Annotated in this window: 17 protein-coding genes; 11 read left to right on the forward strand and 6 right to left on the reverse strand. The window is 44.7% G+C overall.

Annotated elements, in window-relative coordinates:
- Nucleotides 1-2: 2 nt before the first annotated feature.
- The 7 genes from hisD to hisIE are packed head-to-tail and all read left to right on the forward strand — an operon-like array spanning nt 3 to nt 6,287.
- The gene (gene hisD, locus HGO23_RS12555) at nt 3-1,385 is read left to right on the forward strand and encodes a histidinol dehydrogenase (protein WP_209026824.1); all 1,383 of its coding nucleotides are present in this window, start codon (nt 3-5) and stop codon (nt 1,383-1,385) included.
- Complete coding sequence (gene hisC / locus HGO23_RS12560) at nt 1,385-2,491, forward strand: histidinol-phosphate transaminase (RefSeq protein ID WP_209026826.1); 1,107 nt, start codon at nt 1,385-1,387, stop codon at nt 2,489-2,491. Before hisD ends, hisC begins: the two co-directional genes overlap by 1 nt.
- Nucleotides 2,488-3,555, forward strand: coding sequence for a bifunctional histidinol-phosphatase/imidazoleglycerol-phosphate dehydratase HisB (hisB, locus tag HGO23_RS12565; protein ID WP_209026829.1), 1,068 nt, complete (start codon nt 2,488-2,490; stop codon nt 3,553-3,555). Before hisC ends, hisB begins: the two co-directional genes overlap by 4 nt.
- Before the next feature lie 12 nt (nt 3,556-3,567).
- Nucleotides 3,568-4,158, forward strand: a complete 591-nt coding sequence (gene hisH, locus HGO23_RS12570; protein ID WP_209028782.1) for an imidazole glycerol phosphate synthase subunit HisH — start codon at nt 3,568-3,570, stop codon at nt 4,156-4,158.
- Between the two features lie 4 nt (nt 4,159-4,162).
- On the forward strand, nt 4,163-4,900 hold the full coding sequence (hisA, locus tag HGO23_RS12575) for a 1-(5-phosphoribosyl)-5-[(5-phosphoribosylamino)methylideneamino]imidazole-4-carboxamide isomerase (RefSeq protein WP_209026833.1): 738 nt from the start codon (nt 4,163-4,165) through the stop codon (nt 4,898-4,900).
- Nucleotides 4,882-5,658: an imidazole glycerol phosphate synthase subunit HisF gene (hisF, locus tag HGO23_RS12580; protein WP_209026837.1), complete on the forward strand. Its 777-nt coding sequence runs from the start codon at nt 4,882-4,884 to the stop codon at nt 5,656-5,658. Before hisA ends, hisF begins: the two co-directional genes overlap by 19 nt.
- On the forward strand, nt 5,652-6,287 hold the full coding sequence (gene hisIE / locus HGO23_RS12585) for a bifunctional phosphoribosyl-AMP cyclohydrolase/phosphoribosyl-ATP diphosphatase HisIE (RefSeq protein ID WP_209026839.1): 636 nt from the start codon (nt 5,652-5,654) through the stop codon (nt 6,285-6,287). Before hisF ends, hisIE begins: the two co-directional genes overlap by 7 nt.
- 163 nt (nt 6,288-6,450) lie before the next feature.
- Here hisIE and yiaY read toward each other — a convergent pair whose 3' ends face one another.
- On the reverse strand, nt 6,451-7,602 hold the full coding sequence (gene yiaY, locus HGO23_RS12590) for an L-threonine dehydrogenase (protein ID WP_209026840.1): 1,152 nt from the start codon (nt 7,600-7,602) through the stop codon (nt 6,451-6,453).
- A gap of 337 nt (nt 7,603-7,939) precedes the next feature.
- Here yiaY and HGO23_RS19950 point away from each other — a divergent pair, with 337 nt between their 5' ends.
- Nucleotides 7,940-8,065 carry a hypothetical protein gene (locus HGO23_RS19950; protein ID WP_280176113.1) on the forward strand — a complete coding sequence of 42 codons (126 nt, stop codon included), beginning with the start codon at nt 7,940-7,942 and terminating at the stop codon, nt 8,063-8,065.
- 110 nt (nt 8,066-8,175) lie between these two features.
- On the opposite strand, the gene gndA is transcribed toward HGO23_RS19950, so the two are convergent.
- The gene (gene gndA, locus HGO23_RS12595; RefSeq protein WP_099136691.1) at nt 8,176-9,582 is read right to left on the reverse strand and encodes an NADP-dependent phosphogluconate dehydrogenase; all 1,407 of its coding nucleotides are present in this window, start codon (nt 9,580-9,582) and stop codon (nt 8,176-8,178) included.
- 280 nt (nt 9,583-9,862) lie between these two features.
- Here gndA and HGO23_RS12600 point away from each other — a divergent pair, with 280 nt between their 5' ends.
- Both HGO23_RS12600 and HGO23_RS12605 read left to right on the forward strand, forming a co-directional pair.
- On the forward strand, nt 9,863-11,443 hold the full coding sequence (locus tag HGO23_RS12600; RefSeq protein ID WP_099136690.1) for a TerC family protein: 1,581 nt from the start codon (nt 9,863-9,865) through the stop codon (nt 11,441-11,443).
- A 312-nt stretch (nt 11,444-11,755) separates the two neighbouring features.
- Nucleotides 11,756-18,184, forward strand: coding sequence for a phage tail protein (locus HGO23_RS12605; protein ID WP_209026841.1), 6,429 nt, complete (start codon nt 11,756-11,758; stop codon nt 18,182-18,184).
- 148 nt (nt 18,185-18,332) lie between these two features.
- Here HGO23_RS12605 and asmA read toward each other — a convergent pair whose 3' ends face one another.
- The 4 genes from asmA to apbC form a co-directional block, all read right to left on the reverse strand.
- Nucleotides 18,333-20,195, reverse strand: coding sequence for an outer membrane assembly protein AsmA (gene asmA, locus HGO23_RS12610; RefSeq protein ID WP_209026843.1), 1,863 nt, complete (start codon nt 20,193-20,195; stop codon nt 18,333-18,335).
- 78 nt (nt 20,196-20,273) lie between these two features.
- Nucleotides 20,274-20,855 (reverse strand): dCTP deaminase, encoded by a 582-nt coding sequence (dcd, locus tag HGO23_RS12615; protein WP_099134594.1) that lies wholly within the window; start codon nt 20,853-20,855, stop codon nt 20,274-20,276.
- Between the two features lie 48 nt (nt 20,856-20,903).
- Nucleotides 20,904-21,545, reverse strand: a complete 642-nt coding sequence (gene udk, locus HGO23_RS12620; protein WP_099134593.1) for a uridine kinase — start codon at nt 21,543-21,545, stop codon at nt 20,904-20,906.
- Between the two features lie 580 nt (nt 21,546-22,125).
- A complete protein-coding gene (gene apbC, locus HGO23_RS12625) occupies nt 22,126-23,238 on the reverse strand; it encodes an iron-sulfur cluster carrier protein ApbC (RefSeq protein ID WP_099134592.1) in 1,113 nt (370 codons plus the stop codon).
- A 180-nt stretch (nt 23,239-23,418) separates the two neighbouring features.
- On the opposite strand from apbC, the gene metG reads away from it, so the two are divergent.
- A complete protein-coding gene (gene metG / locus HGO23_RS12630) occupies nt 23,419-25,446 on the forward strand; it encodes a methionine--tRNA ligase (RefSeq protein ID WP_209026848.1) in 2,028 nt (675 codons plus the stop codon).
- Nucleotides 25,447-25,540 lie beyond the last annotated feature (94 nt).

The following is a 25,540-nucleotide window of genomic DNA, read 5'->3' on the forward strand; positions in this document are numbered from 1 at the left end:
TGATGAGTGCCAATCTTAATATAACTTTGAGCAATGCCGCTGATTTTAACACCATCATTCGCTGGCAAGAGTGTACGCCAGAGCAACAGCAAATACTGCTGACCCGCCCCGCTGTTGCCGCATCTGAAGATGTTGCCCGTACGGTAAAACAGATCCTGGAAACCGTCAAAGAACGCGGAGATGAAGCATTACGGGAGCTTAGTCAACGTTTCGATAATATCGCAGTTAATACCATCCAAATTTCTGTAGATGAAATTAACACCGCAACCAAACGCCTGACATCAGAAATCAAGCAGGCCATGCAACAGGCCATGAACAATATCCGCCTGTTTCATGAAGCACAAAAACCAACAGTGGTTGAAGTAGAAACCACACCCGGTGTGTACTGCCAACAAATTACACGACCAATTGATTCAGTAGGGCTATACATCCCCGGAGGTTCCGCGCCATTACTTTCCACTGTGCTGATGCTCGGAACACCTGCCAGTATCGCAGGGTGCCGTAAGGTAATTTTATGCTCTCCACCACCGATTGCTGATGAAATACTCTATGCTGCCCAATTATGCGGTATCCGCGAAATATTTCAGATTGGTGGTGCTCAAGCCATTGCAGCAATGGCATTTGGTACAGAATCCATCCCTAAAGTGGATAAAATTTTTGGCCCAGGTAGCGCATGGGTCACCGAAGCCAAACGACAAGTAAGCCAACACCTTGATGGTGCAACCATTGATATGCCCGCTGGCCCCTCAGAGGTACTGGTAATTGCTGATAATAGCGCTAACCCCACATTTACAGCAGCAGACCTACTTTCACAAGCAGAACATGGCCCAGATTCCCAAGTCATATTGGTCACACCTGACGAAAATTATGCCAAACAGGTCACTCGTGAAATTGAGAAACAACTTCTCACACTGCCACGTCAACAAATCGCGATTCAGGCCTTACGATCCAGCCGTATCATTGTCACTGCTAATATTGACCAATGTGTGACAATCAGTAACCAATATGGCCCTGAGCATTTGATCATCCAAACACGGCAACCAGAACAGCTTGTAGATAAAATCACCAATGCTGGTTCCATTTTCCTTGGCGACTGGTCGCCTGAATCTGCGGGAGATTATGCTTCCGGTACAAATCACGTATTACCAACTTATGGTTATACCTCAACCTATTCAAGCCTCGGTTTGGCTGATTTCCTGAAAAGAATGACAGTTCAGAAACTCACGCCACAAGGTTTAAAAAACCTTGCACCAACCATAGAAACACTAGCACAGACAGAACAACTCACTGCACACAAGAATGCGGTCACATTACGCATAGCTGCTCTGAACAGTACAAATATACAGACAACGCCGACACGTAGCCCAAAGCTTAAGGAGAAATAATGAGCACTGTTCTTGATGTCAATTCACTGGCAAGAGAAAATATCCGCAAATTAGTCCCTTATATGTCAGCCCGTCGTCTGGGTGGCAATGGTGATATTTGGTTAAATGCCAACGAATATCACACCGCTCCTGATTTTCAATTCTCGGAAAAAACTCTCAACCGTTATCCTGAGTGCCAACCTGTAACGGTTATTCAGCGTTATGCAGATTACACAGACCTGCAACCAGAACAAGTGCTTGTCAGCCGTGGAGCTGATGAATCCATAGAACTGCTGATCCGCGTTTTCTGCGAACCGGGTAAAGATGCCATTCTGCTTTGCCCTCCAACATATGGTATGTACAGTGTCAGTGCTGAAACCTTCGGTGTCGAGCAGAAAAAGATCCTCAGCAGTACTGACTGGCAGCCAAATATTACAGCAATCCAAAGTAATCTGGATCGCGTCAAATTGATCTATATTTGCAACCCAAATAATCCAACAGGTAATCTGATTGACCCCGCTGCATTACGCCAGATCCTCGAACTTGCCCGCAATCATGCCATTGTTGCCATTGATGAAGCCTACATCGAATTCAGCCCGCAAAATAGTACCATTCACTGGCTGAAAGAGTATCCACACTTGGTGATTTTGCGAACCCTCTCGAAAGCTTTTGCTTTAGCAGGGCTACGTTGTGGATTTACTCTGGCTTCTGCCGATATTATCGCGCTAATGTTGAAAGTGATTGCTCCTTATCCACTTGCTACGCCTGTTGCAGACATCGCAGCACAAGCGTTAACTGCAACAGGCATTCAAGCAATGCAAAACCGGGTAGAAGAAATTATTGCTAATCGTGCTTATCTACAAGCAGCACTTGATGAACTGATATTAGTGGAAAAGGTATTCCCCAGTGGAACTAACTATATTCTGGTGAGATTCACCAATGCTGAATTAGTATTCAGAACATTATGGGATCAAGGCATTATCCTGCGCGATCAACAAAAACAACCAGGGTTAGAAAATTGCTTACGTATTACTGTTGGCAGCCGTAGTGAATGTGAGCAACTTGTCAATGCCATTGCTACTCTTTGCAAACAAACTCAACAAGTACAGGAAACAGAAAATCCATGAGCCAGAAATTGCTTTTCATTGATCGCGATGGAACATTGATTACTGAACCACCAACTGATTATCAAGTTGATCGCCTTGATAAACTGGCATTTGAGACTGGAGTGATCCCTGCTCTGCTGACCCTGCAAAAATCCGGTTACAAACTGGTTATGGTCACTAATCAGGATGGATTAGGTACAAACAGTTTTCCACTAGCTGATTTTGAACCATCTCATAATCTGATGATACAAGTTCTTACCTCACAAGGTATTCAGTTTGAAGAGGTATTAATCTGCCCTCACAAACCGGAAGATAACTGTGATTGCCGCAAACCAAGACTCGGCTTGGTCGAGAAATATCTGGCAGATGGTGTTATGGATGACAAAAACAGTTATGTGATTGGTGATCGGGAAACTGACCTGCAATTAGCCCAAAAGATGGGAATACAAGGTATTCATTATCAAGCTGATTCACAGGGCTGGTCAGCTATTTGTGAACAGTTGACCCGTAAAGATCGTTATTCCAGCGTAAATCGTAAAACGAAAGAAACTGCGATCAATATTGAAATTTGGTTGGATCGTGAAGGAGAGAGTCGCATTAATACCGGTGTCGGTTTCTTTGATCATATGCTGGATCAGATCGCCACTCATGGTGGTTTCCGCATGAACATTCAAGTTGATGGTGATCTTTATATTGATGATCATCACACTGTTGAAGACACCGGCCTTGCGTTGGGGGAAGCTCTGAAACAAGCATTAGGTGATAAACGTGGTATTGCCCGTTTCGGATTTACGCTTCCAATGGACGAATGTCTTGCCCGTTGCGCCCTGGATATTTCCGGCCGACCGCACCTCGAATATAAAGCTGAGTTTAAACACCAACGCGTCGGGGATTTAAGCACAGAGATGATCGAACACTTTTTCCGCTCCCTCTCTTATACAATGGGATGTACCTTACACCTGAAAACGAAAGGTAAGAACGATCACCATCGTGCTGAAAGTCTGTTTAAAGTCTTTGGCCGTACCCTAAGACAAGCTATCCGTATAGAAGGCAACACTTTGCCCAGCTCTAAAGGTGTCTTATAAGAGAAAATGATGATGAAAGTTGTTATTTTGGATACAGGCTGTGCCAATCTTGCTTCGGTTACCTATGCTGTTCGTCGGTTAGGCTATGAACCTGTAATCAGTCGTGATGCAGATATTGTTAAATCAGCCGAGAAACTGTTCTTACCAGGTGTAGGCACAGCTACTGCCGCAATGGATCAACTTCAACAACGAAAATTGATCTCCCTGATCGCTTCTCTCACTCAGCCAGTATTAGGGATCTGTCTGGGTATGCAACTTCTGGCTGAAATCAGCGAAGAAGGTGGCAATATCCCATTACTCAAATTAATCCATTCTTCTGTCAGAAAAATGGCAACTTCTGATTTGCCATTACCACATATGGGATGGAATCAAGTTAACGTTCTCGCCGAACATCCCTTGTTCCACAATATTAAAAATAATGCCTATTTTTATTTCGTACATAGTTATGCCCTACCTATTGGCGAATACACCATTGCTCAAACGAATTATGGCAATCCATTCAGTAGTGCAATTGCAAAAAACAATTTTTTTGGTGTGCAATTCCACCCTGAGCGCTCCGGCGCGGCAGGGGCACAGCTATTGAAAAACTTTTTGGAGATGTAATCGCATGATTATACCTGCATTAGATCTAATTGATGGCAACGTTGTGCGTTTGCATCAGGGTGATTATGACCGACGCCGGGATTATGGAAATTCTCCCTTATCCCGTTTACAGGAATATGAACAAACAGGTGCCAAGCTATTACATCTGGTGGATTTGACCGGAGCAAAAGATCCCACCAAACGCCAAATCACATTGTTACGTAAACTACTGGCGGGCGTTTCCATTCCAGTACAAGTAGGTGGAGGCATCCGCTCAGAAAACGATGTCAAAGCGCTCTTTGAAGCAGGAGCAAGTCGGATAGTTATTGGCTCAATGGCGGTCACCCAGCCAGAATTAGTTAAACAATGGTTTCAAGATTACGGAGCAGAAGCCATAGTGCTGGCACTGGATATCCGCATCAATACAGATAGTGTTAAACAAATTGCCATCAGTGGTTGGCAGGAAAACAGTAAGGTCACACTTGAACAAGTTGTTGAACAATATCTTTCTGTTGGCCTAAAGCATGTCCTATGTACCGATATTTCCCGTGATGGCACACTGAGTGGTTCTAATATTTCACTGTATAAGGAAATCAGTCAACGCTATCCACAAGTTGCATTTCAAGCATCCGGAGGAATCGGTAGTCTTACCGATATTTCTCCCCTACCTGCGTCTGGTGTTGCAGGTGTGATTGTTGGTCGTGCGTTACTTGAAGGAAAATTCACACTGAGAGAGGCTATTCAATGTTGGCAAAACGCATAATCCCTTGCCTTGATGTACACGATGGACAAGTGGTTAAAGGGGTGCAATTCCGTAATCATGAGATTATTGGGGATATCGTTCCCCTTGCACAACGCTACGCCCAGGAAGGTGCAGACGAACTGGTATTTTACGATATCACCGCCTCTTCTGCTGGCCGCATAGTCGATAAAAGCTGGGTTGCGAAAGTAGCCGAAGTGATCGATATCCCTTTTTGCGTTGCTGGTGGGATCAAAACCGTCGAAGATGCAGGGCAAATCTTATCATTCGGTGCAGATAAAATTTCTATTAATTCCCCTGCCTTGGCAGATCCTTCTTTAATTAACCGTCTGGCGGATCGCTATGGGGTTCAGTGTGTCGTGATCGGTATCGATACATGGTTTGATGAAAAGAGCAATAGCTATCAAGTGTATCAATTTACCGGAGATGAAAAACGCACCATCGCAACTTCATGGCAAACATTAGATTGGGTCAAAGAAGTACAACAACGTGGAGCAGGTGAAATTGTCCTGAACATGATGAATCAGGATGGGGTTCGTGGTGGTTATGATCTCACCCAGCTTAAACTAGTTCGAGAAGCCTGTTCTGTGCCCTTAATCGCTTCCGGTGGTGCAGGTGCTCCAATACATTTTCTGGACGCCTTCAAAATAGCTAATGTTGATGGTGCTTTAGCCGCTTCCGTTTTCCACAAACAGATCATCAACATTGGTGAACTGAAACAGTATCTGGCAGCACAAGGGGTTGAAATAAGAACATGTTAACAATACCGCCATTAACACAACAAGAAATCGAAAAATTAGATTGGGAAAAAGTCGATAACCTCATGCCCGTTATTGTGCAACATGTAGTATCTGGCACAGTGTTGATGATGGGTTACATGGATCAGGAAGCACTGAATGTGACGCTAATTTCAGGCAAAGTTACCTTTTTCTCGCGCACTAAACAACGGTTATGGACTAAAGGTGAAAGCTCCGGCAATTTTCTGGAATTAGTTGAAATTCACCCTGACTGTGATAACGATACTCTCCTTATCCTTGCCAACCCTATCGGCCCAACCTGTCATAAAGGCACTGAAAGCTGTTTTGCTTCCGCACAAACAGAATGGGGTTTTCTTTACCAACTGGAACAGTTAATAGCAAGTCGAAAAAATGCGTCCCCGGATAACTCCTATACTGCCTGTCTGTACGCCAGTGGGACAAAACGCATTGCGCAAAAAGTGGGAGAAGAAGGTGTAGAAACCGCATTAGCAGCAACCGTTAATGATAAAGAAGAGCTCATCAATGAAGCTGCGGATTTGATTTATCATCTGTTAGTGTTACTACAAGATCAAGATTTGGATCTCAGTTGTGTCATCCGCCAATTGCAAAAAAGGCATTCAATTAAGGAATAACCTTTAAAGAATAGTTTTCTGAATAGGAATCAAAGTTCGAAAATACCGCCACTTCGTTAATTTACCTTAATAAAACGAAGTGGCTTTTTACTAAATCTTACCCTTACCAGAGAAGATGGCAGAATTTATGAAAAATTTTATGAATAAAAAATGTTATGAATCACTACATTGCCTCTTCGAAAATAGCAACAATCTCTTCATGTGATGCCTGAATCGGATTGGTGAAACCACAAGCATCTTTTAAGGCATTAGCTGACAATGTTGGGATATCTTCTGCTTTAACATTCAGCTCAGCTAATCCCGCCGGGATATTGACATCTTTTGCCAGCCGACTGATCTCTTGAATACATACTTCTGCACCCTCTTGATCATCGACATTCGCAACATTGGCTCCCATCGCAGCAGCAATATCTTTCAAGCGAGATGCTGCGGCTTTGGCATTAAAGCGCTGTACATGAGGTAATAACACCGCATTACAGACACCATGTGGCAGGTCATAAAAACCACCTAACTGGTGCGCCATCGCGTGAACATAACCCAAAGAAGCATTATTGAATGCCATACCCGCTAAGAATTGGGCATAAGCCATATTTTCACGCGCTTCCACATCACTACCATCTTTAACAGCACGGCGCAAATAGCGGCTAATCATTGTTACCGCTTTTAACGCACAGGCATCAGTGATCGGGTTAGCTGCTATAGATACATAGGCTTCAATCGCGTGAGTCAATGCATCCATACCCGTCGCAGCTGTCAGCCCTTTTGGCATTCCAATCATCAATGCAGGATCATTGACTGATAAGATTGGAGTCACGTTTTTGTCCACAATTGCCATTTTAATATGGCGATCTATATCTGTGATGATACAAAAACGCGTCATTTCGGAAGCTGTCCCTGCTGTAGTATTAATTGCTATCAGCGGCAATTGGGGTTTCGCAGAGCGATCAACACCTTCATAATCACGGATATCACCACCATTTGCGGCAACCAGCGCAATACCTTTTGCACAGTCGTGTGGTGAACCACCACCCAGAGAAATTACAAAATCACAATCATGCTGACGCAGAATAGCCAGCCCTTGTTCAACATTGATCGTAGTTGGGTTCGGATTCGTTCCATCATAAACTGCACTTTTTATCCCTACATCAGTCAATAACCTCTGAACTTTCCCAACAACACCAATCTCGTTCAGCACATGGTCAGTGACAATCAAGGCCTGTTTATAGCCATAAGTTTTCACTAACTCAACGGCTTCATTCAAGCATCCCATACCGATTTTATTCACTGCTGGGATAAAGAAAGTTGATATTGCCATTAAGAACTCCTTAGATTTTACTGAGGTATCTCAAATCCTGATGTAAGAGAAGTGATTTATAATTTGTCACTTATCTGCATCAGTAATTTTGACTCACATCAATAACCTCCAGTGTAGGATTAAAAAATAAACTGAAATTCACTAAACCTAAAAAAATAAAAATTTATTTTAAAATGAGTCAAATACAGGATTAAACATTCAAAACACCACCGGAGGGCGCTCAGGTATCGCCATACCGGAGTTAGTCACATTTAGAATACTCTCCAGTTAACCAGAAAAACTTAAACAAAATTTATATTTTGCTATAATTTAACCAGACGAAATAGGTGATTATTCTATGAATAATATTTTTGTTCTGGTAATAATTGGGCTGGTGGTTATCTGCATTATTGTGATGCATCATGCTTTTGATGCAAATATGGCTCACTGGCTGGCGCAATTTGCTGAATGGTTGGTGAGATAGAGATCATTTCCTTATATGTTGTTTATTAAAAAATTCTGTTACAAAAAGGTGCTGAAAACTCAGCACCCCATCATTTTGAAAGTTGAATATTTATTATAGATATCTAACTATTATGATAACCATTCAGTGTGAAACACACCTTCTTTATCGATACGCTTATAGGTATGCGCTCCGAAATAGTCGCGCTGTGCCTGAATCAGGTTGGCAGGCAAAACGGCAGAGCGATAGCTATCGTAATAAGAGATAGCCGCAGAGAAAGTTGGTGTTGGAATACCATTCTGTACACCATAAGAAACAACATCGCGCAGAGCTTGCTGATATTCATCAGCGATTTGTTTAAAGTAAGGTGCCAGCAACAGGTTAGCAATATCCTGGTTTTCGTTGTAAGCATCCGTAATTTTTTGCAGGAATTGCGCACGAATAATACAACCAGCACGGAAGATCTTGGCAATTTCACCGTAGTTCAAATCCCAATTGTATTCATCAGAAGATGCTTTCAACTGTTGGAAACCTTGCGCATAAGAAACGATCTTGCCTAAATACAAAGCACGACGAACTTTCTCAATAAATTCTGACTTATCACCTTTAAATGGCTGGGCTTCTGGCCCTGACAGAACTTTAGATGCAGCCACTCGCTGATCTTTCATAGAAGAGATGTAACGCGCGAAGACAGATTCAGTAATCAACGTTACTGGAACACCCAGATCCAGAGAACTCTGGCTAGTCCATTTACCAGTCCCTTTATTAGCGGCTTCATCCAGGATCACATCTACCAGATATTTACCTTCTTCATCTTTCTTATTGAAGATATCAGAGGTAATTTCAATCAGATAACTACTCAACTCACCCTGATTCCAATCATTGAATACATCTGCCAGTTCCTGATTGCTCAGATTCAGTGAATGTTTCAGCAAAGAATAAGCTTCAGCAATTAGCTGCATATCACCATACTCAATACCATTATGAACCATCTTCACGTAGTGACCTGCTCCATCCGGGCCAATATAAGTCACACAAGGTTCACCATCTGCTTGAGCAGCGATCTCTTTCAAAATCGGTGCAACCAGTTCATAAGCTTCTTTCTGACCACCCGGCATAATTGAAGGGCCTTTTAATGCACCTTCTTCACCACCGGAAACCCCTGTACCAATAAAGTTAAAACCTTGAGCGGATAATTCACGATTACGGCGGATAGTATCCTGAAAATAGGTGTTGCCACCATCGATCAGAATGTCACCCTTATCCAAATGCGGCGTCAGAGATGCAATGGTTTTATCCGTAGCTTCACCTGCTTTAACCATTAACAGAATACGACGTGGCCTTTCCAGCGAATCGACAAACTCTTCAATGGAATAACTTGGAACTAATTTTTTCCCTGGATTTTCAGCGATAACTTCATCAGTTTTATCGCTGGAGCGGTTAAAAATAGATACAGAGTAACCACGGCTTTCAATATTCAACGCCAGATTGCGTCCCATAACCGCCATACCGACAACACCGATCTGTTGCTTGGACATGAATAACTCCCGTCTGATAATGACTTGCTACCTATCAAAATGTTGTACATGTAACAATATAGCGTACAACAAAATATAGTAGACAATTTGTTAATGAGATCACATGTTAACTCAGGAATGGGTATCGGGGGTAGTTATTGATGCAACCGATATTGTGATACTGTTTTTTTGCTGAAAAAATTTCCAACTGTAATAAATCACCTATTGATATTTTGGCAATCAATCCTCATTATTCAGAGGTCGGCACAAGCCGTCACACTAAAAAGGTAAAATAAACTATATGGAATGGATCGCTGATCCAACGATATGGGCAGGTCTGGCCACACTTATCGTTTTAGAAATTGTTCTCGGTATTGACAACTTAATCTTTATTGCCATTCTGGCAGATAAACTTCCTGAAAAACAGAGGGATAAAGCTCGTCTCACAGGTTTGTCCTGCGCTCTTTTGATGAGGTTGCTCTTACTATTCAGCCTCTCTTGGCTTATTTCTCTGACAACACCATTGCTAACCTTGTGGGATCACCCATTCAGTGCCCGTGATTTAATTATGCTGATAGGGGGAATGTTTCTGCTATTTAAAGCCACAATGGAATTGAATGAACGGCTGGAAGGAAAAATCCTGCATACCAATCAACAACGTAAAGGAACAAGTTTTTGGGCAGTTGTCGTACAGATTATTGTCTTAGATGCTGTTTTCTCACTGGATTCCGTTATTACCGCTGTAGGTATGGTGAATCATATTGGCATCATGGTTACTGCGGTCATCATCGCCATGATCCTGATGATATGGGCCAGTAAGCCGCTGACAAAGTTTGTTAATGCCCATCCTACCATCGTGATACTGTGTCTCAGTTTTCTACTGATGATTGGTTTCAGCCTGGTAGCCGAAGGCTTTGGCTACAAAATACCCAAAGGCTATCTTTATGCCGCTATTGGCTTCTCCATTATGATCGAAGCACTAAATCAATTCTCCCAGTTCAATCGTCGCAAATTCCTGAGTGCTTCCCGCTCACTGCGTGAGAGAACCGCAGAAGCTGTCCTCCATATTTTAAATGGCAGACGTGAAAGTGCGGATTTGGATAATCATACCTCCAGTTTGATCGCGGATCATGAAAAGCACAAAGAAGTTTTTGAACCACAAGAACGGCAAATGATTGCCCGCGTTTTTAGTCTTGCACAACGTACAGTCAGCAGTATTATGACCTCACGCCACGACGTGGTTTACCTTGATGTTCACTCACCTACTGATAAACTGGCTATATTTCTGGAGCAAAAACCACATACTCGGATTGTTGTCACGGATGAAAAAACTAGTGATGAACCGCTGGGTGTGGTTCATGTAATTGATATCCTTAATCAACAACTCACTCATAAGACATCTAATTTGCGGCAATTAGTACAACAACCTTTGATTTTCCCTGAATCTCTCTCTTTACTTCAGGCGTTAGAACAGTTCCGTCAGGCACAAACTCACTTTGCTTTTGTTGTTGATGAATTTGGCTCTGTTGAAGGTATTGTCACAGTCACAGATGTAATGGAAACCATCACAGGAAACTTGCCTGTAGGTAGTGGAGAGATTGATGCTCGCCATGATATTCAGGTCACAGAAGAAGGGCATTGGATTGCCAATGGATTTATGCCACTGGATGATCTGATACTTTATGTTCCACTGCCACTGGATGAAAAACGCGAATACCAAACACTAGCAGGCCTGTTGATGGAACATTTACAACATATTCCACAACAAGGGGAACAACTACAAATTGGCGATTATCTTTTTGAACCACTGGAAATCACTAGTCATCGCATTAACAAAGTGAAAATCACCTTGCTAAAAATAGAAGAAGAGATGAAAGAATAATCCACTCAGTGATACACATCATTTACTGACAAAAACCGACACTATGTCGGTTTTTTCGTTTCTGACAAATTTCATTATTTTGATTTAATTTGAATTTTCAGATAATTAATCCGCTTTATCTTGCAGATGCAATGTATGTCTCATATAGGCATGACCTGCCTACATTTCTCCACGAACACATGTTTACCAAAACAATGAGCTCATTAAACAGTCTGCTGTTATAGCTCAAGCAAATGCTACAGGGACTTGTGTCGTAACAGGCAGGTTTGTGAATTATTCCATTGACTTGACATTGATAAATAAGGGGATTACATGAGTACGAAATATTTTTCATTATTGACAGATTCAGGCGCCAATAAGCTGGAAGACGCTGCAACCTCAGGTAACAAGTTTGAAATTACACATATGGCAGTTGGCGACGGAAATTTGCCAACGCCTAATGCTAATCAAACTCAATTGATTAATGAAAGACATCGCGCAGAAATTGACAGATTATTCATTGATCCTAAAAATCCTAACCAAATTGTTATTGAACAGATACTCCCAGAAGATGAGGGTAGCTGGTGGATCCGTGAAATAGGCCTGTTTGATAAAAGTGGTACACTAGTTGCCATCGGAAACTGTGCTGAACTGTACAAATCACAGATGCATGAACAAACAATTCGTATGCTTTTACCTATTGATAACATAAATTTGATAGGTTCGTTTGAAGAATTATTTTCTGGCTTAGCAACTCGCAGATACGTAAGGGACAAAATCAGAGACCATGCAGAAAGCCGTAACCATCCAGATGCTACGTTGAAAAACAAAGGATTTGTTATCTTAAGTAATGCTGTAGACAGTAACAGTGAAGCCCATGCAGCAACATCAAAAGCCGTGAAATCAGCTAATGAATTAGCCCTGAAAGCCGCAGACAGTAAAGTGCCGTTAACCCGCCGTGTCAACGACAAAGAGCTGGTCAATGACATTACCCTGACTGCCGCCGATGTCGGCGCCTATACCAAGGACGAAACCGATGCGCGGATCAAAGAGGGTGATGCACAGGTCATGAAAGTGGCGGACAGCAAAGTGCCGTTAACCCGCCGTGTCAACGACAAAGAGCTGGTCAATGACATTACCCTGACTGCCGCCGATGTCGGCGCCTACAGCAAGGATGAAACCGATGCGCGGATCAAAGACGGTGATGCACAGGTCATGAAAGTGGCGGACAGCAAAGTGCCGTTAACCCGCCGTGTCAACGACAAAGAGCTGGTCAATGACATTACCCTGACTGCCGCCGATGTTGGGGCCTACAGCAAGGACGAAACCGATAGCCGGATTAAAGACGGTGATGCGCAAGTCATGCAGGAAACCCAGAAGGCTATGCATGAAGCTCAACAGGCTCTGAAAGCCGCAGACAGCAAAGTGCCTCTGACCCGCCGTGTCAACGATAAAGAGCTGGTCAATGACATTACCCTGACTGCCGCCAATGTCGGCGCCTACAGCAAGGACGAAACCGATAGCCGGATTAAAGACGGTGATGCGCAAGTCATGCAGGAAACCCAGAAGGCTATGCATGAAGCTCAACAGGCTCTGAAAGCCGCGGACGGCAAAGTGCCGTTAATCCGCCGTGTCAACGACAAAGAGCTGGTCAATGATATTACCCTGACTGCCGCCGATGTCGGCGCCTACAGTAAGGACGAAACCGATAGCCGGATTAAAGACGGCGATGCGCAAGTCATGCAGGAAACCCAGAAGGCTATGCATGAAGCCCAGCGAGCATTGAATGAAGCTCAACAGGCCCTGAAAGCCGCAGACAGCAAAGTGCCTCTGACCCGCCGTGTCAACGATAAAGAGCTGGTCAATGACATTACCCTGACTGCCGCCAATGTCGGCGCTTACAGCAAGGACGAAACCGATGCGCGGATCAAAGACGGTGATGCACAGGTCATGAAAGTGGCGGACAGCAAAGTGCCGTTAACCCGCCGTGTCAATGATAAAGAGCTGGTCAATGACATTACCCTGACCGCCGCCGATGTCGGCGCCTACAGCAAGGACGAAACCGATAGCCGGATCAAAGACGGCGATGCGCAAGTCATGCAGGAAACCCAGAAGGCTATGCATGAAGCCCAGAGAGCATTGAATGAAGCTCAACAGGCCCTGAAAGCCGCAGACAGCAAGGTGCCGTTAACCCGCCGTGTCAATGATAAAGAGCTGGTCAATGACATTACCCTGACCGCCGCCGATGTCGGCGCCTACAGCAAGGACGAAACCGATAGCCGGATCAAAGACGGCGATGCGCAAGTCATGCAGGAAACCCAGAAGGCTATGCATGAAGCCCAGCGAGCCCTGAATGAAGCTCAACAGGCCCTGAAAGCCGCGGACAGCAAAGTGCCGTTAATCCGCCGTGTCAATGATAAAGAGCTGGTCAATGACATTACCCTGACCGCCGCCGATGTCGGCGCCTACAGCAAGGACGAAACCGATAGCCGGATCAAAGACGGTGATGCCCCGATCATGCAGGCAGCTCAACAGGCCCTGAAAGCCGCGGACAGCAAAGTGCCTCTGACCCGCCGTGTCAATGATAAAGAGCTGGTCAATGACATTACCCTGACTGCCGCCGATGTCGGCGCCTACAGCAAGGACGAAACCGATAGCCGGATCAAAGACGGTGATGCCCCGATCATGCAGGCAGCTCAACAGGCCCTGAAAGCCGCGGACAGCAAAGTGCCTCTGACCCGCCGTGTCAATGATAAAGAGCTGGTCAATGACATTACCCTGACTGCCGCCGATGTCGGCGCCTACAGCAAGGAAGAAACCGATACGCAAGTCATGAAAGTGGCGGACACTAAGGTGCCGTTAACCCGCCGTATCAACGACAAAGAGCTGGTCAATGACATTACCCTGACCGCCGCCGATGTCGGCGCCTACAACAAGGACGAAACCGATAGCCGGATCAAAGACGGCGATGCGCAAGTCATGCAGGAAACCCAGAAGGCTATGCATGAAGCCCAGAGAGCATTGAATGAAGCTCAACAGGCCCTGAAAGCCGCAGACAGCAAAGTGCCTCTGACCCGCCGTGTCAACGACAAAGAGCTGGTCAATGACATTACCCTGACCGCCGCCGATGTCGGCGCCTACAGCAAGGACGAAACCGATAGCCGGATCAAAGACGGTGATGCCCCGATCATGCAGGCAGCTCAACAGGCCCTGAAAGCCGCGGACAGCAAAGTGCCTCTGACCCGCCGTGTCAATGATAAAGAGCTGGTCAATGACATTACCCTGACTGCCGCCGATGTCGGCGCCTACAGCAAGGAAGAAACCGATACGCAAGTCATGAAAGTGGCGGACACTAAGGTGCCGTTAACCCGCCGTATCAACGACAAAGAGCTGGTCAATGACATTGCCCTGACTGCCGCCGATGTCGGCGCCTACAGCAAGGACGAAACCGATAGCCGGATCAAAGACGGTGATGCCCCGATCATGCAGGCAGCTCAACAGGCCCTGAAAGCCGCGGACAGCAAAGTGCCGTTAACCCGCCGTGTCAATGATAAAGAGCTGGTCAATGACATTACCCTGACTGCCGCCGATGTCGGCGCCTACAGCAAGGATGAAACCGATAGCCGGATCAAAGACGGTGATGCCCCGATCATGCAGGCAGCTCAACAGGCCCTGAAAGCCGCGGACAGCAAAGTGCCTCTGACCCGCCGTGTCAATGATAAAGAGCTGGTCAATGACATTACCCTGACTGCCGCCGATGTCGGCGCCTACAGCAAGGACGAAACCGATAGCCGGATCAAAGACGGTGATACCCCGATCATGCAGGAAGCCCAGAAGGCTATGCAGGAAGCTCAACAGGCTCTGAAAGCCGCGGACAGCAAAGTGCCTCTGACCCGCCGTGTCAATGATAAAGAGCTGGTCAATGACATTGCCCTGACTGCCGCCGATGTCGGCGCCTACAGCAAGGAAGAAACCGATACGCAAGTCATGAAAGTGGCGGACACTAAGGTGCCGTTAACCCGCCGTGTCAATGATAAAGAGCTGGTCAATGACATTACCCTGACTGCCGCCGATGTCGGCGCCTACAGCAAGAATGAAACCGATAGCCGGATCAAAGACGGTGATGCCCCGATCATGCAGGCAGCTCAACAGGCCCTGAAAGCCGCGGACAGCAAAGTGCCGTTAACCCGCCGTGTCAATGATAAAGAGCTGGTCAATGACATTACCCTGACCGCCGCCGATGTCGGCGCCTACAGCAAGGAAGAAACCAATACGCAAGTCATGAAAGTGGCGGACACTAAGGTGCCGTTAACCCGCCGTGTCAATGATAAAGAGCTGGTCAATGACATTACCCTGACTGCCGCCGATGTCGGCGCCTACAGCAAGGATGAAACCGATAGCCGGATCAAAGACGGTGATGCCCCGATCATGCAGGCAGCTCAACAGGCCCTGAAAGCCGCGGACAGCAAAGTGCCTCTGACCCGCCGTGTCAATGATAAAGAGCTGGTCAATGACATTACCCTGACTGCCGCCGATGTCGGCGCCTACAGCAAGGACGAAACCGATAGCCGGATCAAAGACGGTGATACCCCGATCATGCAGGAAGCCCAGAAGGCTATGCAGGAAGCTCAACAGGCTCTGAAAGCCGCGGACAGCAAAGTGCCTCTGACCCGCCGTGTCAATGATAAAGAGCTGGTCAATGACATTACCCTGACCGCCGCCGATGTCGGCGCCTACAGCAAGGAAGAAACCAATACGCAAGTCATGAAAGTGGCGGACACTAAGGTGCCGTTAACCCGCCGTGTCAATGATAAAGAGCTGGTCAATGACATTGCCCTGACTGCCGCCGATGTCGGCGCCTACAGCAAGGACGAAACCGATAGCCGGATCAAAGACGGTGATGCGCAAGTCATGCAGGAAACCCAGAAGGCTATACATGAAGCCCAGCGGGCCCTGAATGAAGCCCAACAGGCCCTGAAAGCCGCGGACAGCAAAGTGCCGTTAACCCGCCGTGTCAATGATAAAGAGCTGGTCAATGACATTACCCTGACCGCCGCCGATGTCGGCGCCTACAGCAAGGAAGAAACCAATACGCAAGTCATGAAAGTAGCGGACACTAAGGTGCCGTTAACCCGCCGTGTCAACGACAAAGAGCTGGTCAATGATATTACCCTGACTGCCGCCGATGTCGGCGCCTACAGCAAGGATGAAACCGATAGCCGGATCAAAGACGGTGATGCGCAAGTCATGCAGGAAACCCAGAAGGCTATGCAGGAAGCCCAGCGGGCCCTGAAAGCCGCAGACAGCAAAGTGCCTCTGACCCGCCGTGTCAATGATAAAGAGCTGGTCAATGACATTGCCCTGACTGCCGCCGATGTCGGCGCCTACAGCAAGGACGAAACCGATAGCCGGATCAAAGACGGTGATACCCCGATCATGCAGGAAGCCCAGAAGGCTATGCAGGAAGCTCAACAGGCTCTGAAAGCCGCGGACAGCAAAGTGCCTCTGACCCGCCGTGTCAATGATAAAGAGCTGGTCAATGACATTACCCTGACTGCCGCCAATGTCGGCGCCTACAGCAAGGACGAAACCGATAGCCGGATCAAAGACGGTGATGCGCAAGTCATGCAGGAAACCCAGAAGGCTATACATGAAGCCCAGCGGGCCCTGAATGAAGCCCAACAGGCCCTGAAAGCCGCGGACAGCAAAGTGCCGTTAACCCGCCGTGTCAATGATAAAGAGCTGGTCAATGACATTAAACTGGTGGCGGCTGATGTTGGTGCCTACAGCAAGAGCGAAACCGATGCACGGATTAAAGACGGTGATGCACCGATCATGAAAGTGGCAGAAAGCAAAGTGCCGTTAACCCGCCGCATCAACAATAAAGAGTTGGTGAATGACATTAAACTGGTGGCGGCTGATGTCGATGCCTACAACAAAGAAGAAACCAGCCAGCTTATTGATAATATTCATGAGCTAGTAAACTCTGCCAATAACAATGCTGATAGCAAAGTGCCAATGACTCGTACAGTGAATCATAAAGCGCTGTTAACAGACATTACACTTACTGCATCTGATATAGATACCTATACTAGAGGAGAAATCGATCAACAAATCCATACAGTCAGGAAGTTAGCAAATGATGCCAATAATAATGTAAACGGCAAAGTTCCATTAACTCGTACAGTGAATAGTAAGGCATTGTTAACAGACATTGTACTTACTGCATCCGATGTAGGCGCCTATAGCAAAAACGAAGTAGATTCTCGTATAGCGAAAGTAAACACAAACGCCAATAGTCGGCTGGCAAAAAATGAGAACGGAGCTGATATTCCAGACAAAAATGCTTTTGTAAGAAATCTTGGTTTAGCTAATCTGGTTGGGTTAAATATTGAATCTCGTTTAATCGGACAAGAAGCCACTGTCATCAGACTTGGTGATATCATCCAGATAAACGGGGTTGCCGTAGCCAGTGACCCAATTCAAGCAGTTAATATGTCAGTTATCGGTGGAATAACGTATTACACCAATTACTACAAAGTACAACTGCCAATCAGCTTGTCAAATGGCATCATTTCATGTCATGCCAGTATTGTCGGAGATAATTTCGATGGTCAAAACCCTAGCTACCCGGCTGATGTTAAAACACAACGCAATAATCCGGATGGAATGGGAATATCGAAAGACACCTTAACTATATCGGTTATCACTCCACAATTAGGCTGGACTCCACAATTCTATTATGAAGTTATGGGGTATTAACAGAAACAGGAAATGAAAAACCCATCTGTTATTTGATCTATAAGTTGATAGTGGTGTAACACCACTATCAACTCACTATCAATTTTTTCACAAACAGGTGAACGTTAAAACGCTCACCTGTTTATTTTATCAATTATGATAAGTTCAACTATTTACTCAGCTTATTTAGCAGCTTTTTTCTTACTTCACTATTATCATTATTCTCAAGCCAGTTTTTAATGGATTTCTTGACTTTTTGCTGTAATTCATCACGCAATATCGGTTCAACATTCAAGGTATATTGCAGATTATCCCAATTACCATAAACCCGCAGTGGTACTTTTAGTTTTTCTAAACGACTAACTAATTCGTTTTCTTGCCCCCACCCACTGATTAACTGAACCGCCAACGCAACATCGACACTCTGTTTCAGTAAATTTGCCTCACCCTGCCCTTCAATTCTCGAAATACCAGATGTTGCAGAAAGGTTATTAATTTTAATATCACCTTTATTCAGTTGAGCTTTTACTGACAGATTTTGTGCATCAGTAAAGTTCTGAATATTCGTCGGCTGTTGAACCAAATCAGTCATTCTTGAAAAAGATTGCTGAATAAGCAAAGGGATATTCAACCCGTCTAAACGCGCATTTTTCACGCCAATACTCAGATCTCCCTGCCAGTAATGGGTAACTGCATATTCATCGTAGCCATCTCCCAAAAGATCTCCATCCAACGCAAATTGTCCACTAAACACCGATGGTAAAGCCAAAGCTTTCAATAGTGGTTGTAAGTCAATGTCTTGCAACAGAGGTTTCGCATGTAATTTAGCCGGATTAACTGTTGCATCAATTGTGGCAGGAAGTGCAAAACGACCACCAAATACGTTACCACTTAATCTCAAAATCTCCGTTATTCCCTCATCATTGACGGCTTTAAAGACAAAGTTATCGATATTCATACCCTGATAAATAAATTTATTCGCCATGAATAACAGATGAGCATTAAATTCTTTCAGAAAACTGAGATCATAATTTGATAAAGGAGAAACTGACTTTGCAATCACAGGTTTTGCCGAATTATTTTCAGCCCGATAATCAAGTTTTGCCTGTAAACTATACTGTGATAACTTATCCCATCCTAACAAATTATCTAAATCTAATTTTGGTGAAGACAGATTGATGGAATAGTGCGGTTTATCTTTCAGGTTAATCGCAACATTGCCTGCCAATTCACTATCATTCATCGTCAGTGCTATTTTCTGCAACGAAATAGATGAGGAGAAAGCATCATATTTTACAGCTGCACTACCCGATCCAGCTATGCCTTCAGGCGGGAGACCAACACCCTGTAACTGATATTTAAACGAACTGATATCACCAGTTAAATTATTTGGATAATCAGAAATATCGAAAGAAGCGTTAACCTCAAAGGCAAATTCTTGCTGATTCTTATTAATATTACTATTGAGTTCGAGATTAACGTGATTCTGATCCTGGCGTTTCATCAGCAAATCAATATCCCGCATATTTAGCTGCGAATGGGTATCGGTTTGCCAAATCAATAAACTATTCTCTACTTTGATTTTATCGATATCCAAATTCCAGCTATGAGCATCATCCACTACGGGATAATGAAAATCACCTTCAGGTGCAATGGGAGCTTCTGGTTTTTTTTGTGGCTGACTATCCGGTGTAAACCGCAAAACAGCCCCTTTAAGCATCACTTCTTTGACAGAAAGTTGATGAGATAACAATGGCAGCAACTCAATATCCAGGCGCATATTTTCTGCCATAACAGCAGGCATTTTCGCATTGGGAGCAGTCAGTGATACCTGTCCGGTCAAAATACTCAATTTTGGCCAGACATGCCAACGGAGGTCATCCTGCAACACAAGCTGATAGCCACTCTTTTTTTGTACTTGTTTAACTATGTAGCCACGAAAATCGTTTGGATTAATCAGCACGACTAATGCTGTTAGCCCCGTAACAACTACCACTAACAAAATAACGAGTGTCGTCAACAATCTTTTCATGACTTCCTCAGTCTCATGTCCACAAGATGACTATTTTCACCAAATGACTACTTTACCAGAAATTTTCACCAGGAAAGATTAGTCTTCGCTGATTCGACTCCCCACTGCTCCTTTCTGATTTTTATATTTAGCATCCTGACGTCGGTTATAAGGACGGTCAGCAGCGCCTGAAAGCGGCTCAAAACTCAAAGCCCCAATGACCATACCCGGACGCAAAGCTAACGGTAATTTTCCTGAATTATAGAATTCCAGAACAATTTGACCATGCCAACCTGGGTCAATCCTGTGAGCAGTGACATGGACCATCAAACCAAGACGAGCCAGAGATGAACGACCATCCAACCAACCAACAAGATTAGCAGGCAATGTGACAGATTCCAGTGTCACTGCCAGTGCCAGTTCGCCGGGATGCAGAAAAAAAGCCTCCCCATCCGGCAAACTAATTTCATCACTCATGACGCGATCAAGTGCCGCATTGACTTCAGCCTTAGGACCACTCAAGTCAATATAAGCAGCAGTATGACCACGAAAAACGCGAAACTGATTCCCAAGGCGAACATCAGCAGTTGCCCCATTAATACGTTCGACAGGAGGACGTGGGGTAATTTCCAGTTTACCTTCATCAAGCCATTTAATAATGTCACGGTCACAGAGTCGCATTACTTCCTCTCAAAATACGATGATACTTATGAATTCCTGAACATCAGGTTATTCGCAAAATTGACCAATCTTGGCTTTCAGTATGTCGATAGCCACACGGTTTTTACCGCCACGGGGAACAATAATGTCCGCATATTGTTTTGATGGCTCTATGAATTGCAGGAACATCGGACGAACTGTTTTTTTATACTGCTCTATTACAGAATCCAGTGAACGCCCACGCTCATTCACATCGCGCTTGATGCGACGCATCAGACAGATATCCAATGGTGTATCAACAAAAATAGAAAAATCCAGTTCCTGACGCAAACGCTTATCCGTTAATAATAGGATACCTTCAAGGATAATAACTCGCTTCGGTTCAAAATGAATGGATTCTGGTTTGCGGGTATGAGCAACGTAGTCATATTGGGGCAATTCAACGGACTTCCCGGCTTTCAGTGCCTGAATATGCTCGAATAGTAAATTGTGATCCATTGAACTTGGGTGGTCATAATTGACTTTATAGCGTTCTTCCAGTGGAGTATCAGTTTGGTCTTTGTAATAGCAATCTTCTGGAATAACTCCGATATTGTGATCACCAACCTGAGCGCGTAATTCTCTATAAAGTGTGCTGGCAATAAGACTTTTGCCCGAAGCAGAGGCGCCTGAAATACCTACGATTGTACACTTATGTGCTTCATCAGCCATACTAGAAATAACCTGGTTAAAAAGAAAAAATAAAGTGGGAAAATAGCATTCTGTCACGCTATGTTTGGCGGATTATAAGGAGTTAGTAGCTTCTATGCCAGCGCAAACAAGATAAGCCTCGCTTTTTTCAATACGCTTCGCAGAAAAATTCCGCAACCACAGGTCTGCAAATGGAAAAATGACTTAAAAATAATGTTCAAAAACCAGTACCAAAGCGATTCACAAAACTAATCTCAAGATTATGTCCGAAATAATTCCTTGAAAATATCCCGTTAAATTTCAGATGATAGCTATAGTAGATGAAATAGAAATCACCAAGTGTAGAACAATCGCTCTGTAACAGATGATCCTGTAACAATAGAGCCATTGTTCTACGTTTTTGATATAACAATCCCTATACCATAAACCACAACTAAATGACGACAATATCAATGGAATAATCATCAATCTAATCTATTAAATCTCTCAATAAAGCCGTTATATTCTTTTATCAGTTTACCGACAGAACCGTGTATCATCCATTCAGAACGATGTACCTCAAACAGAGTATAATTGTGCACTCTTCATTTGATCACTTAAATCAAACTTCACGGAAAGAAATTTCAGTCGGTATTTTATCTCCTCGCCAGTACATCTGGGCAGAAATATTCGCAGCAATTTCATGATAAATGTCCGCAAATTCACTATCAGGCTGGCTGGTAACCGTTGGTTCTCCGCGATCAAGGTCTTCACGCAGTGAAATATGCAGAGGGATCTTGCCCAATAATTGGCATTCGTATTTTTCCGCCAGTTTTTCTGCGCCTCCCTCACCAAAAATCGGCTCATGTTGGCCACAGTGACTACAGATATGCGTGTTCATGTTCTCAATAATCCCTAGCACTGGTACGTTGACTTTCTGGAACATGACAATACCTTTCATAGCATCAATCAGGGCAATATCCTGCGGTGTTGTAACAACCAATGCACCAGTCACCGGAATATTCTGGGATAACGTTAACTGGATATCCCCAGTTCCTGGTGGCATATCGATTACCAGATAGTCCAGATCCGGCCACAATGTATCTTGTAGCATCTGCATAAGTGCTTTACTTGCCATCGGGCCACGCCACACCATTGCGTTATCATCGGTGACAAGATAACCAATGGAATTTGTCGCCATGCCATGTACCATAATTGGGGCCATGTGCTGACCATCAGGTGAAGTCGGGCGCTCTTTGGCTGTCCCAAGCATATTAGGAACCGATGGACCGTAGATATCTGCATCCAGAATACCTACTTTTGCCCCTTCCTGAGCCAAAGCCAGTGCCAGATTCACGGCCGTGCTGGATTTACCCACGCCACCTTTTCCTGAGCTGACTGCCAGAATATTACGTACGCCATTAACACCCGGTAAGTTGTTAGCTCGGCGTAAGGTACAGATATCATGGGAAAGCCGCCATTCAACACCTTTTGCATCTGTAACAGCTTGTAAGAAATGAGTTGTTTCTTCCTTCAATGTTTCAAAAGCTCGTTTCCAAACGAAGGGCATCATTAATTCAATATGTAGTATCCCATCCAGAACAGTACAGCGATGCAATGCTTTCAGAGTCACTAAATCTTGTTCTAATGTCGGATGTTTGAATGCTGCCAATATTTTCGCAACGCTTTCTCTCAGCAGGTCAGGATTGGTCTGCTCGGGGGATCGTGAGTTCATCCCGGCTCCTTTTGATTTATCTTTTTCAAGCTAAAACTGTCCGTCCATCATAGCAGAAGCAGACAGCTTACGATAAGAACAAAACAAAAGAGATGAAGTTCTCGCATTACCCTAGCGACAATGCTCCTTATCAGGTAACATCAAAAACCCTTTTCAATTTATGGAAGTCAGATCCTAACTATGTCTCAAGTCGCGAAAAAATTACTGGTGACCTGTGCGTTACCCTATGCTAACGGTCCAATTCATCTCGGTCACATCTTAGAACACATTCAGGCTGATATTTGGGTTCGTTATCATCGAATGCGCGGCAAAGAGGTTCACTTTGTCTGTGCTGACGATGCTCACGGTACACCAATCATGCTGAAAGCCCAGCAGGCTGGGATTTCGCCAGAAGAGATGATCGACAAAGTGCACCTGGAGCATCAGCAGGATTTTGCTGGTTTTGCTATCAGTTACGATAACTACCATTCTACGCACAGCGAAGAAAACAGAGCACTTGCGTCAGAAATTTATCTGAAACTGAAAAAAAACGGTTACATCAAGAATCGAACCATTTCTCAACTGTTCGATCCAGAAAAAAGCATGTTCCTGCCTGATCGTTTCGTCAAAGGCTCCTGTCCGAAATGTAAGGCGGAAGATCAGTACGGCGATAACTGTGAAGTGTGTGGAACAACCTATTCTCCAACAGAATTGATCAACCCTCGTTCAGTTGTATCTGGCGCAACACCAGAAATGCGTAGCACAGAGCATTTCTTCTTCGACCTGCCAGTATTCAGCGATATGCTTCAACAATGGACTCGCTCTGGCACCTTGCAAGAGCAGGTAGCAAATAAAATGCAGGAGTGGTTCGAAGCAGGGCTGCAACAATGGGATATCACCCGTGATGCGCCTTATTTCGGTTTTGAGATCCCTGATGAACCAAGTAAATATTTCTATGTCTGGCTGGATGCACCAATCGGCTATATGGGTTCATTCCAGAACCTGTGTGATAAACGTGGTGACCTGAATTTCGATGAATTCTGGGCGAAAGATTCCAAAGCAGATCTTTACCACTTCATTGGTAAAGATATCGTCTATTTCCATAGCCTGTTCTGGCCAGCGATGTTAGAAGGCAGCAATTACCGCAAGCCAACCAACGTGTTTGTTCATGGTTACATTACTGTCAACGGCACTAAGATGTCTAAGTCTCGCGGAACTTTCATCAAAGCAGAGACTTATCTGAAGCATCTGGATGCAGACTGCCTGCGTTATTACTACGCAGCGAAACTCTCTTCCCGCATTGATGATATCGACCTGAATCTGGAAGACTTCGTTCAGCGCGTCAACAGTGACATCGTTAATAAAATCGTTAACCTGGCTTCACGTAACGCTGGTTTCATCAATAAGCGTTTTGCCGGTAAACTGGCAGATCAGCTCGCTGATCCCACGCTGTACCAGAAATTTGTTGATGCCGCACAGGGAATTGCAGAAGATTTCACTAATCGTGAATTTGGTAAGGCTGTTCGTGAAATCACGGCATTGGCAGATCTTGCTAACCGTTATGTTGATGAACAAGCACCGTGGGTTGTGGCGAAAGAAGAAGGCCGGGATGCAGATCTTCAAACTATCTGCTCAATGGGCATCAACCTGTTCCGCGTGCTGATGACTTACCTGAAGCCTATTCTTCCGGGTCTCGCTGTCCGTGCAGAAGCATTCCTGAATACCGAACTGACTTGGGATGGTATCCAGCAACCTCTGCTGAATCATGATGTTTCACCATTTAAGGCACTGTTTAACCGTATGGATATGGCTAAAGTTGAAGCAATGGTAGATGACTCCAAGGAGAACATTGAGCCACAAAAAACCCTGATAGGCCCTCTGGCAGATGATCCAATTCAAGACACCATCACATTTGATGATTTTGCTAAAATTGATCTACGTATTGCATTGATTAAGCAGGCTGATTTTGTTGAAGGCTCAGATAAACTGCTGAAATTGATCCTTGATCTTGGTGGTGAAACTCGTCAAGTCTTCTCCGGCATCCGCGCTGCTTATCCGGATCCAAAAGCATTAGAAAACCGCCTGACCGTTATGGTGGCTAATCTTGCTCCACGTAAAATGCGTTTTGGTATTTCAGAAGGCATGGTGATGGCAGCAGGCCCTGGAGGAAAAGAAATTTTCCTGTTAAGCCCGGACAGCGGGGCTCAGCCTGGTATGCAGGTTAAGTAATCACCTGATACTCTGAGACTGATGTTCCGAAAATAGTAAGGCGGGTTTTCTAAACCCGCTTTTTAATGTGACCTATAGCACACTAACAATATTA

The organism is Xenorhabdus budapestensis (genome assembly GCF_017743015.1).
In the GTDB taxonomy this organism is placed as follows: Bacteria; Pseudomonadota; Gammaproteobacteria; order Enterobacterales; family Enterobacteriaceae; genus Xenorhabdus; species Xenorhabdus budapestensis.

What these genes read in the sequence shown, in the direction of transcription:
- hisD (WP_209026824.1), top strand. Translation starts at nt 3, where the DNA reads ATGAGTGCCAATCTTAATATAACTTTGAGCAATGCCGCTGATTTTAAC.
- hisC (WP_209026826.1), top strand. Translation starts at nt 1,385, where the DNA reads ATGAGCACTGTTCTTGATGTCAATTCACTGGCAAGAGAAAATATCCGC.
- hisB (WP_209026829.1), top strand. Translation starts at nt 2,488, where the DNA reads ATGAGCCAGAAATTGCTTTTCATTGATCGCGATGGAACATTGATTACT.
- hisH (WP_209028782.1), top strand. Translation starts at nt 3,568, where the DNA reads ATGAAAGTTGTTATTTTGGATACAGGCTGTGCCAATCTTGCTTCGGTT.
- hisA (WP_209026833.1), top strand. Translation starts at nt 4,163, where the DNA reads ATGATTATACCTGCATTAGATCTAATTGATGGCAACGTTGTGCGTTTG.
- hisF (WP_209026837.1), top strand. Translation starts at nt 4,882, where the DNA reads ATGTTGGCAAAACGCATAATCCCTTGCCTTGATGTACACGATGGACAA.
- hisIE (WP_209026839.1), top strand. Translation starts at nt 5,652, where the DNA reads ATGTTAACAATACCGCCATTAACACAACAAGAAATCGAAAAATTAGAT.
- yiaY (WP_209026840.1), bottom strand. Translation starts at nt 7,602, where the DNA reads ATGGCAATATCAACTTTCTTTATCCCAGCAGTGAATAAAATCGGTATG.
- HGO23_RS19950 (WP_280176113.1), top strand. Translation starts at nt 7,940, where the DNA reads ATGAATAATATTTTTGTTCTGGTAATAATTGGGCTGGTGGTTATCTGC.
- gndA (WP_099136691.1), bottom strand. Translation starts at nt 9,582, where the DNA reads ATGTCCAAGCAACAGATCGGTGTTGTCGGTATGGCGGTTATGGGACGC.
- HGO23_RS12600 (WP_099136690.1), top strand. Translation starts at nt 9,863, where the DNA reads ATGGAATGGATCGCTGATCCAACGATATGGGCAGGTCTGGCCACACTT.
- HGO23_RS12605 (WP_209026841.1), top strand. Translation starts at nt 11,756, where the DNA reads ATGAGTACGAAATATTTTTCATTATTGACAGATTCAGGCGCCAATAAG.
- asmA (WP_209026843.1), bottom strand. Translation starts at nt 20,195, where the DNA reads ATGAAAAGATTGTTGACGACACTCGTTATTTTGTTAGTGGTAGTTGTT.
- dcd (WP_099134594.1), bottom strand. Translation starts at nt 20,855, where the DNA reads ATGCGACTCTGTGACCGTGACATTATTAAATGGCTTGATGAAGGTAAA.
- udk (WP_099134593.1), bottom strand. Translation starts at nt 21,545, where the DNA reads ATGGCTGATGAAGCACATAAGTGTACAATCGTAGGTATTTCAGGCGCC.
- apbC (WP_099134592.1), bottom strand. Translation starts at nt 23,238, where the DNA reads ATGAACTCACGATCCCCCGAGCAGACCAATCCTGACCTGCTGAGAGAA.
- metG (WP_209026848.1), top strand. Translation starts at nt 23,419, where the DNA reads ATGTCTCAAGTCGCGAAAAAATTACTGGTGACCTGTGCGTTACCCTAT.